This is a genomic window from Vibrio sp. R11-SG3-ISO3-SZ (genome assembly GCF_059834345.1).
This window is the reverse complement of the sequence record NZ_JCBDGX010000118.1, coordinates 1-8,849: the sequence shown is the minus strand read 5'-3', so window position 1 is coordinate 8,849 and position 8,849 is coordinate 1. Positions and strand designations below refer to the sequence as shown.

At 46.9% G+C, this 8,849-nt stretch carries 7 protein-coding genes and 1 pseudogene; 6 read left to right on the top strand and 2 right to left on the bottom strand.

The window, feature by feature from the left end; translation table 11 throughout:
• Window positions 1-303: 303 nt before the first annotated feature.
• Window positions 304-1,563 carry a cyclic di-GMP phosphodiesterase gene (locus AC6R1O_RS14690; protein ID WP_500627061.1) on the bottom strand — a complete coding sequence of 420 codons (1,260 nt, stop codon included), beginning with the start codon at window positions 1,561-1,563 and terminating at the stop codon, window positions 304-306.
• Window positions 1,564-1,709: 146 nt separating this feature from the next.
• Window positions 1,710-2,114 carry a VOC family protein gene (locus tag AC6R1O_RS14685; RefSeq protein ID WP_334555126.1) on the bottom strand — a complete coding sequence of 135 codons (405 nt, stop codon included), beginning with the start codon at window positions 2,112-2,114 and terminating at the stop codon, window positions 1,710-1,712.
• 266 nt (window positions 2,115-2,380) lie between these two features.
• On the opposite strand from AC6R1O_RS14685, the gene ahpC reads away from it, so the two are divergent.
• From ahpC to AC6R1O_RS14655, 6 genes and pseudogenes are all read left to right on the top strand, one after another.
• Window positions 2,381-2,938: an alkyl hydroperoxide reductase subunit C gene (gene ahpC / locus AC6R1O_RS14680; RefSeq protein ID WP_334555125.1), complete on the top strand. Its 558-nt coding sequence runs from the start codon at window positions 2,381-2,383 to the stop codon at window positions 2,936-2,938.
• A gap of 154 nt (window positions 2,939-3,092) precedes the next feature.
• Window positions 3,093-4,661 carry an alkyl hydroperoxide reductase subunit F gene (gene ahpF / locus AC6R1O_RS14675; RefSeq protein ID WP_500657283.1) on the top strand — a complete coding sequence of 523 codons (1,569 nt, stop codon included), beginning with the start codon at window positions 3,093-3,095 and terminating at the stop codon, window positions 4,659-4,661.
• 298 nt (window positions 4,662-4,959) lie between these two features.
• A complete protein-coding gene (locus AC6R1O_RS14670; RefSeq protein ID WP_500657282.1) occupies window positions 4,960-6,426 on the top strand; it encodes a methyl-accepting chemotaxis protein in 1,467 nt (488 codons plus the stop codon).
• Window positions 6,426-6,845 carry a hypothetical protein gene (locus tag AC6R1O_RS14665; protein WP_500657281.1) on the top strand — a complete coding sequence of 140 codons (420 nt, stop codon included), beginning with the start codon at window positions 6,426-6,428 and terminating at the stop codon, window positions 6,843-6,845. The genes AC6R1O_RS14670 and AC6R1O_RS14665 overlap by 1 nt, the downstream gene beginning before the upstream one ends.
• A gap of 77 nt (window positions 6,846-6,922) precedes the next feature.
• Window positions 6,923-7,699 (top strand): annotated as a pseudogene (locus tag AC6R1O_RS14660) (PAS domain-containing protein); the annotation flags it as partial.
• Entirely contained in the window at window positions 7,682-8,224 is a 543-nt protein-coding gene (locus AC6R1O_RS14655) for a methyl-accepting chemotaxis protein (RefSeq protein ID WP_420378236.1), read from the top strand. The pseudogene AC6R1O_RS14660 and the gene AC6R1O_RS14655, both read left to right, overlap by 18 nt.
• Window positions 8,225-8,849: the final 625 nt, after the last annotated feature.

The window sequence follows — 8,849 nt, the reverse complement described above, 5'->3', positions numbered from 1 at the left end:
TTCAAGAAACTTTCTCTCAAAGCGGAGGTGCATTCTAGCGAGTTAATTTGAAGAGTCAAACACTTTTCAAATTTATTTTCTCAAGAAGCTTTTACCTCTCTTAACACTGCTGAAGCCTTGTGGCGTCTGCCGTGTCAGTGGAAGCGCATTATAGGGAGCAACAGAAATAGCGCAAGCGAAAAAAGCCTTTTTTTTATCAAAAAACGCCTGACCGACTACTTTTCGATCAGGCGCTATTTTATACCTAGTTTACGCGCACACTATCCTAAGCATATACACAAACGCCTGTGGATAACTCAACCTCTAACTGTCTGAATCAAAGAAGTATGAAATGCGTGAGCGTGGGTTTAAGTACTCTTTTACTTTATCTGGCAGCTTAGCAGGCAAAATTGCATTCACTATTTTCAGTTCTTTCTCCGCTAAATCGAGAATCGGGGCTTGAGTCCTTGGCACAGAAGGGTCGTACATCAGCACATTCGGGTAGAGAATATTGCGCGCGTTGACTGAAATGACCAAACCAACCATGTTGTTGGACAGTTGGACAACGGTACCGGGTGGGTAGACGCCCATAAACTTGATTAAAATGCCGAGGTTTTCGTTGCTATAGAGATGCTTGCAGTTTTTATAAAGGTGAGACAGCGCAACATAAGGGATCTTTTGTTCTGCTTCTATATTGCAGTGACAGAGATTGTCATACGCATTCGCCACCGACACTATTTGCGTCATCATATCTATCTCTTCTTCTTTTAACCCTTGAGGGTATCCAGAACCATCATTCAGTTCATGATGTTGAGTAATGACCGTTTTAGCACTTTCCGGAAAGCTCTCTATTTTATCGGCCAAGTCAAAACCATACTTGGTGTGCAGTTTGAGGTAGTTTTTCTCTGGCTCCGTCAAGGCCGTCTTTTTGCGGACTATTGCCGTTGGGATTTTAACTTTTCCCATATCATGGAATAGCGCAGCAAACGCCACTTCTTTTATCTTGTCTGCATTGAGCTTTTTAGCCTTGGCAATCATCATCGCGATAACCGCAACATTGAGGGAGTGAAAATAGATGTCCTCAAATTCACTCTTACCGTTCATCAGGTGCAACGTCACGTTGTCATCGCTAAGCAATTTGTCGACCACATCGCTGACTAACTCCGATGCCTCATCAATGGCTTGTTCTGGTCGGCTGCGAATTTTATTCATCACCGCTCGCATCTTTGACAACGATCGTTCGAACTCTTTTTCACACTGGATCACTCGGCGTCGATAGGCATTGAGCTTTTCTATTTGCTCTTGTTTCTGCTGCCAGAGTTTTTCTGCCTCACTATCAACGCCGGAGTGGTCATTGTCGGCCTCTTCTTCGGGTTGCGCTTTCTGCGGTGGCAGTGGTTCAACATCACTTTGCGCTGGATTGATATAGACGTGCTTAATTCCCAAGTGACGAATGAGTCGCACTTGCTCTTCGTCTTTTATCTTGAAGCTATTCAATAAGAAAGGGTGCTCATTCCATTTGAGCGGCAGTCGAATGTGCAATCCGGGTTGGAGACGATCGACGGTAATTTTGATGCTAGCCACGACGTTTATACAACTGAATCATTTTGATAACCCAATAATCTTAGATGAATTAGGTGGCGATTTCATCACAAAAAGCCACCCTACCTGACCAACTCATCAATAGACGTGAGCAACGGATTACTGACGCGACATAACACCTCAGCAGATTAGACTAGATTGCAGTGCAGCATCCAACGGATGCCAAACTGATCTTCCACTTTACCAAAGCGCGCGCCCCAAAATGTGTCGGCCAAAGGCATCATCACGCGACCTTGCGTCGCGAGCTTATCGAACAGTCTCGCTTGTAAGTCGAGATCGTCAAGCACAATGGATAAGGCGATGGTGTTTCCACTCAGCTCTTTCGCCACCACGCCATCAGAGAGCATCAATTTATTGCCCATGATGTCAATTTCTGCGTGCATAATCCAATGCGGCTCCGCCCCCTCAATGACCTGTGGTGAATCTTTGAAATATTGCACTGATGTGACGTCTGCTTCAAAACTATCACGATAAAAATGGAGCGCCTCGGCACATCTTCCAGCGAAAAAGAGATACGGTGTGATTTGATACATTGTCTGACTTCCTGTTGTTTTCTTTAAAAGATAGCTGACAATTCACTAACTCGCGGATAAAGCGAAGAAAAATTCCACCGCTCTTATCTTGCGCACAAAGCGCCGACTCGAACCACACTGCGTTAGACGAGGCCTTGTTCATTTTTAATAGGATTCCCCTATCAATAAGATAGCTACAAGCAATTTTATTTAGTCTATGGGGGATGAGAATATACTTTCCGAAAGCAAGAACTGCTCACCCAAAACATTCTGAGGAAAGTAAAGATATGATTAACACTAAGATCAAACCATTCAAAGCGACCGCATTCAAACAAGGTGAATTTGTTGAAGTCACAGAGCAAGACGTTCTGGGTAAATGGGCGGTATTCTTCTTCTACCCAGCAGACTTCACCTTCGTATGTCCAACTGAACTTGGTGACCTAGCAGACCACTACGAAGAGCTTCAAAAGCGCGGCGTAGAAGTGTACTCAGTCTCTACTGATACACACTTTACTCATAAAGCATGGCACGATAGCTCAGACACTATTGGCAAAATCAACTACTACATGCTTGGCGACCAAACTGGCAACATCACCAACAACTTCGGTGTTATGCGAGAAGGTCAAGGTCTTGCAGACCGCGCAACATTCCTGATCGACCCAGAAGGTACGATTCAAGCGATGGAAATCACTGCTGAAGGTATCGGCCGTGACGCAGAAGACCTACTTCGCAAAGTAAAAGCCGCTCAGTACGTCGCTGCTCACCCAGGCGAAGTTTGCCCAGCGAAATGGAAAGAAGGTGAAGAAACACTGGCACCATCTCTAGACCTAGTTGGCAAAATCTAATCTCACTGAGATTTTTGTTCCTCCCCTATTAGGAACCTAATTAAGAGAGCATTCTGGGTCTGATACCTGACGACCTTCTACCCGGTTTGCTCTCTTCCCAACCTGTTTTTATCCAGAGTAACCACTCTTTTGTTTATTTAAGGTAAGTACCACCATGCTAGACCAAGCGATTCAACAACAACTCAAACAATATCTCGCCAATGTAAAAGAAGAGGTTCGTCTAGTGGTTAGCCTAGATGAAAGCAAAGCCGCCAATGACATCCTCGCCTTGGCCAGTCAAATCGCTGAGATGAGCGATCTGATCAGTGTTGAACGAGATGATAATGCCAGCGCACGCAAACCTGTGATGGCTGTGACCAACCCGGCCAAAGGTACGTCATTGCGCTTTGCCGGCTTGCCAATGGGACATGAATTCACGTCTCTCGTTTTGGCGCTGCTGCACTCTGGCGGTCACCCAATCAAGCTTGAGCCTGAGGTGATTGAGCAAATCGCCGCATTAGACAAAGATCTTGACGTCGAAATTTTTATTTCACTCTCGTGTCAAAACTGTCCAGACGTGGTTCAAGCGTTCAATATGATGGCGGCGATCAACCCGAAAGTGAACGCGACCATGATTGATGGCGCACTCTTCCAAGATGAAGTGAAACAACGTGACATCATGGCCGTACCGAGTGTATTCGTTAACGGCGAGCTATTCGGTCAAGGCCGCATGTCTCTAACTGAGATTCTTAACAAAGTGGATGATGGCGCAAGCGAGAAAGCCGCGAAAGCTTTGAGCGAAAAAGACCCATACGATGTCTTGGTTGTCGGTGGTGGCCCTGGTGGTAGTGCTGCGGCTCTTTATGCGGCGCGTAAAGGGATTCGCACTGGCGTTATCGCTAAACGCTTTGGCGGTCAAGTTATGGACACCATGGCGATCGAAAACTTCATTTCAGTGAAACGTACTGAAGGTCCAAAACTGGCGACTGATCTTGCTGAGCACTTAAAAGAGTACGATGTGGACGTCGTAACAGAACAGCAAGCAGAAAAGCTGATGGGCGCAGCGCACACAGAAGATGGTCTGATTCATATCCAACTTGAGAGTGGCGCAACTCTGAAAAGTAAGAGTGTCATTCTAAGCCCAGGTGCACGCTGGCGTGAAATGAACGTTCCGGGTGAGCAAGAGTACCGCAACAAAGGCGTTGCCTACTGCCCACACTGTGACGGCCCACTGTTCAAAGGTAAGAAGACTGCCGTAATCGGTGGTGGTAACTCAGGTATTGAAGCCGCTATCGACCTTGCCGGTATTGTTGAGCACGTGACAGTGTTGGAATTTGCGGATGTCCTTCGCGCCGACCAAGTCTTGATCAACAAGGCGAACTCGATGCCAAACATCGACATTATTACCATGGCGCAAACCACAGAAGTGATGGGTGATGGGAAACGTGTCACGAGCTTGAAGTACAAAGATCGCAACACAGATGAGATCAAAGAGATTGAGCTGTCTGGTATCTTCGTGCAAATCGGCCTCGTACCGAACACAGAATGGCTGAAAGATTCAGAGGTTGCCCTGTCAAATCGTGGCGAAATCGAAGTCGGTAGCCGTGGTGAAACAAGCCTAGAAGGTGTATTTGCGGCGGGGGATGCCACAACTGTACCGTACAAACAGATCATTATTGCGATGGGAGAAGGCGCAAAAGCAAGCCTTGGCGCATTTGACTACTTGATTCGCAAACAAGGATAAATCCCCTTCTCGAACATCATTGGCACCGCGTGAAATTTTCACCTCAGAGGAAATTTATCGGGACGCAGTGATCGAACTTTGTGACGAGAAGTATAACAACAAAGGAAGCCCAAAAGACTTAGCCAGCAGCTGCCAACCTGCTGGTTTTTTTTGTCTACAATTTTTTATCAGCAAAACAGAATTTATCAGCAAAACGGCTTTTAACAGTAATACGGATTGTTGGTACAACCACTGAGCATGAGTGGTGTACATATACTCCTAACATGCACATCGTTTATTTTGCTAAGAGTAGATTGGTATGATTAAGCTAGAGCGTGAGTTGTCGTTCTCTCAAAAAACGTACATTATCGGCCTGCCTATGATGGCACTTTCGTTTATCTATTTTGCTCGCTATGGGTATGCGACGCCCGACCTGACTGCCACTCTGGTCTTGTCTGCCTTAGTCGTCATTCTCAATCGCCCCACCACTCGCTATGCCCTGCCGTACGTGCTGTACGGGTTTGTTGCTTTGCATATTCATCAAGCCTATGGCGACATCATGCTTCATTTTGAAGTCTTCATCATGTTGGCGTTGATGACGCTCTACAATAACTGGCTGATGGTATTACACGCACTGGTTGCCGCCGCTCTGCATCACGTTGTCTTCTTTTGGATGCAGTCGTCTGGCGTACCGGTATACATTTTCCCACCGAACAGCAGCTACACCTTAGTTATTGAGCATTGCCTGTATGCTATTTTCCAAGCTAGCGTATCCATGTACGCCTGTCTTGTACTGGATAAAAACCTGCAACGCTTGAAATACGTCAGCCGCACCGTCGATCATGTGGTGCAAGGTTCGACGTTCAACTTAAATGTGGAACTGCAAGAGCGGGATGAATTTTTCACTCGCTTTAACCAAATCATTCTACAGTTACAAGACACCGCCAGAATCCAACGCGAATCCGTTGCGGAGCTTTCTCATGTATCCGAGGATTTTGCGGCTAACACCACACGAATTGATCGTGAGATCTCTCGCAATAGTAACAATATTAAGCAAGTCGCGAGCGCGGTGAGCAATCTCGGTGATTCGTTCTCCCATGTCTCACAAACAACCCAAGCTTGCCATCAAAGTGCCCTGCATGCCGCCGAGCTTAGTGATGCATCGCTTTCTCAATCGGCCGAATGTCAACATCGCTTAGCCCGCATGACTGATATTGTTGACCAAACACGCAGCAACGTCAGTCAAGTCGTACAAGACGCCAACAGCATTCACCAGATTCTCGAAGCGATCACGAGCATCTCTGAGCAGACAAACTTGCTCGCTCTCAACGCTTCCATCGAAGCGGCAAGAGCCGGCGAAGCCGGGAGAGGTTTCGCCGTGGTGGCAGACGAAGTCCGCCAGCTAGCGAATCGCACCAGCGCAAGCGTTGAGGAGATTGGTGTGTCTCTAGGTCAATTAGAGAAAGCGGTCAAACTCTCCACGGGCAACATCAGTGACATGACGGAACTATCAACGCAAGTCTCTAGTGCCGTGGACAATATCATCCAATCGACCGGACAAATCTCGCACAATATCAGCCAAGTGAGTCTCCAGATGTCGCAAGTCGCCGATTCAGTCGATGAGCAACACTGCTCATTAGACCGTCTACAAAGCAGTATGTCGGAAGTGGATAACGCCAGTGCTGTGATTGCCGAGCAATCGCAGGCGCAAAGCGCCTCGATTTCAGAGCTAACCCAAGCCACTAGCAAATTGGCGAGCCTAAGCCAGCGATTCCAGCTCTCTTAATGGCCTACCGCTACTTTTTGATCCCGCTGCTGTTTGCAGCGGGTTATTTCGCGCCGACCTGGTTCAAGTTTGAACCGAAAATGGAGTTCGCCGCGGCGCCTCAAGGGCTCACATTGGTCGACTGCCCAGTGAATGATGGAAAATGCCAAGTCGATGGGTATCACGTGACGATAAAAAGCGGCCAGTTTTCACCGCTAGAGAGAACCGAGTTTGAGCTCACTTATGAGGATGAGTCTCCACTCACTGACGTACTCGTTACCTCTGATGATCAACAATTTGGCACCTTAATTGGCCAACCGACACTCGATACGAGCCACTCCTACTCCGTTCTGATCCCCTACTGCACCAATAATGCCATGCAAATTATCCTCATTGACCCCTCGCGCTCGGTTGGCTTACGCCTCTCATCGCTGTTATAACCATTGTACAAACGCATCAGGTTACCTACACTAAACTCAATACAGTGCATAATAAAAACAGTGGTTAGGAGACAAGGATGTTTAATTTCGCTCGCGCCAAAAATGACAAGATTACTCAGTTAGAAAATCAACTTAGCAGCGCTAATCAATTCAAGGAGTCGGTGAAAGAATCGGTTCCTTATATCGAATTCACACCCGATGGGCACATCCGTTTTGCCAACGCTCAGTTTCTCTCTGTTACCGGTTATAACTTGGAAGAAGTGCAAGGCAAACATCACCGCTTCCTTTGTTTCCCCGAGGACGTTGAGACATCTGAATACAAGCAACTTTGGAAAGATCTCAATCAAGGCATCCCTAAAACAGGCCGATTCATTCGCAAAAACAAGCAAGATCTCGCATTTTGGGTCGAGGCCACCTATTTTCCGGTCCGCGATCAACATGGGAAAGTCGAGTATGTCGCCAAAGTGGCCTCTGACGTGAGTGATGCTCAGCGAGAGCGTGAGCGCAATCGAGCGCTGTTAGACGCCCTGGATAAATCGTTAGCCGTCATCGACTTTGAACCCGACGGCACCATCATTACCGCCAATAAAAACTTCCTCGCGCACATGGGCTACTCATTGGCCGAAATCAAAGGTCAGCACCATCGTATGTTTTGCTTGCCCGAGTTTTATCAGTCCAACCCCAATTTTTGGGCAGAGTTGTCGACTGGTGCCATCAAAACCGGTCTGTTCCAACGGATTGATAAGCATGGGCAACGTATGTGGTTAGAAGCGACTTATAACCCGATTTTCAACCATGAAGGCAAAGTGGTTAAAATCATCAAACTTGCGAGCGATATTACCGATCGTGTCGAAAAAGCCGAGCGAGTCAAAGAAGCCGCCACCACCTCATTCGAGATAGCCCAGCAAACCGTCAACTCCGCGTGTGAAGGGAAAGAGAGCATTGCGCAGCTTCTGACCAACTCTCAAGAGATCAACCGCTCCGTCGCCGAAATGAATGAGTTGGTGACCGCCTTGAATGGTCAGTCGAAAAGCGTTGAAACCATCGTCTCGACCATCAGCGCCATTGCCGAGCAAACCAACTTGCTCGCATTGAACGCTGCAATTGAGGCGGCGAGGGCCGGAGAACAAGGCCGCGGCTTTGCCGTTGTGGCGGATGAAGTGCGTAATCTCGCAGCCAGGACCTCTGAATCTACCTCAGAGATTGCCGACGTTATCGGCGAGAACAGTAAGATCACGCAAAAACTCGATGGCAAAATCCAAGCCGTCACCGAAAAAACGTCCCACGGCGAATCTCAAACTGAGCAGATCTCACAAGTGATCGACAGAATCATCGATGACGCAGAAAAAGTATCTCGAACGGTGGAAAACCTCTCTTAATCCTCTATCGTGATACTACTAAGCGTCGTTCAAACAAAGCCTCGTTTAAACACGGGGCTTTTTTGAATATGGCGAATGCTAGAAACAACAAAGCCCCGACTTTCGTCGAGGCTTTGTTGTTTAAATATGGTACCGGTGGGCGGACTTGAACCGCCACGCCCGAAGGCAACGGATTTTGAATCAAATCTAGCGGAGCTAAATGCGTGTATAAACAATTACTTGAAGTCATTTCCACACCAGAATCCATGGTAACTTATCGGCATGAAATGCACTGTTAGATAACGCAAGCAGAACCCCATCCAACCATCGCGTTTGCCCCTAATTCGCCAAGAAACTACCATCGAACTGAAGTCCATAGATAACAACTTAGCACACTAACCTTATCTCAAAATAATCTCATACAAGACAGTTGCTTAGATAAACGTCAAAAGTACTATAACTATAGCATTGCTTAACGACCAAGACTTAATATGCTATAAACTTAGTTTCATTACCTTCAGCTCTATCAATATGTAGTATCTGTATGAATAAAATTCAACTCACAGCATCTAACTTGGTCTCTGATATCAACGCACTCAATAGAAATAATATCTATGAGTATCCAACTAAAGAAACCAAGACCAAA

What these genes read in the sequence shown, in the direction of transcription:
- ahpC (WP_334555125.1), top strand. Translation starts at nt 2,381, where the DNA reads ATGATTAACACTAAGATCAAACCATTCAAAGCGACCGCATTCAAACAA.
- AC6R1O_RS14685 (WP_334555126.1), bottom strand. Translation starts at nt 2,114, where the DNA reads ATGTATCAAATCACACCGTATCTCTTTTTCGCTGGAAGATGTGCCGAG.
- AC6R1O_RS14665 (WP_500657281.1), top strand. Translation starts at nt 6,426, where the DNA reads ATGGCCTACCGCTACTTTTTGATCCCGCTGCTGTTTGCAGCGGGTTAT.
- AC6R1O_RS14670 (WP_500657282.1), top strand. Translation starts at nt 4,960, where the DNA reads ATGATTAAGCTAGAGCGTGAGTTGTCGTTCTCTCAAAAAACGTACATT.
- ahpF (WP_500657283.1), top strand. Translation starts at nt 3,093, where the DNA reads ATGCTAGACCAAGCGATTCAACAACAACTCAAACAATATCTCGCCAAT.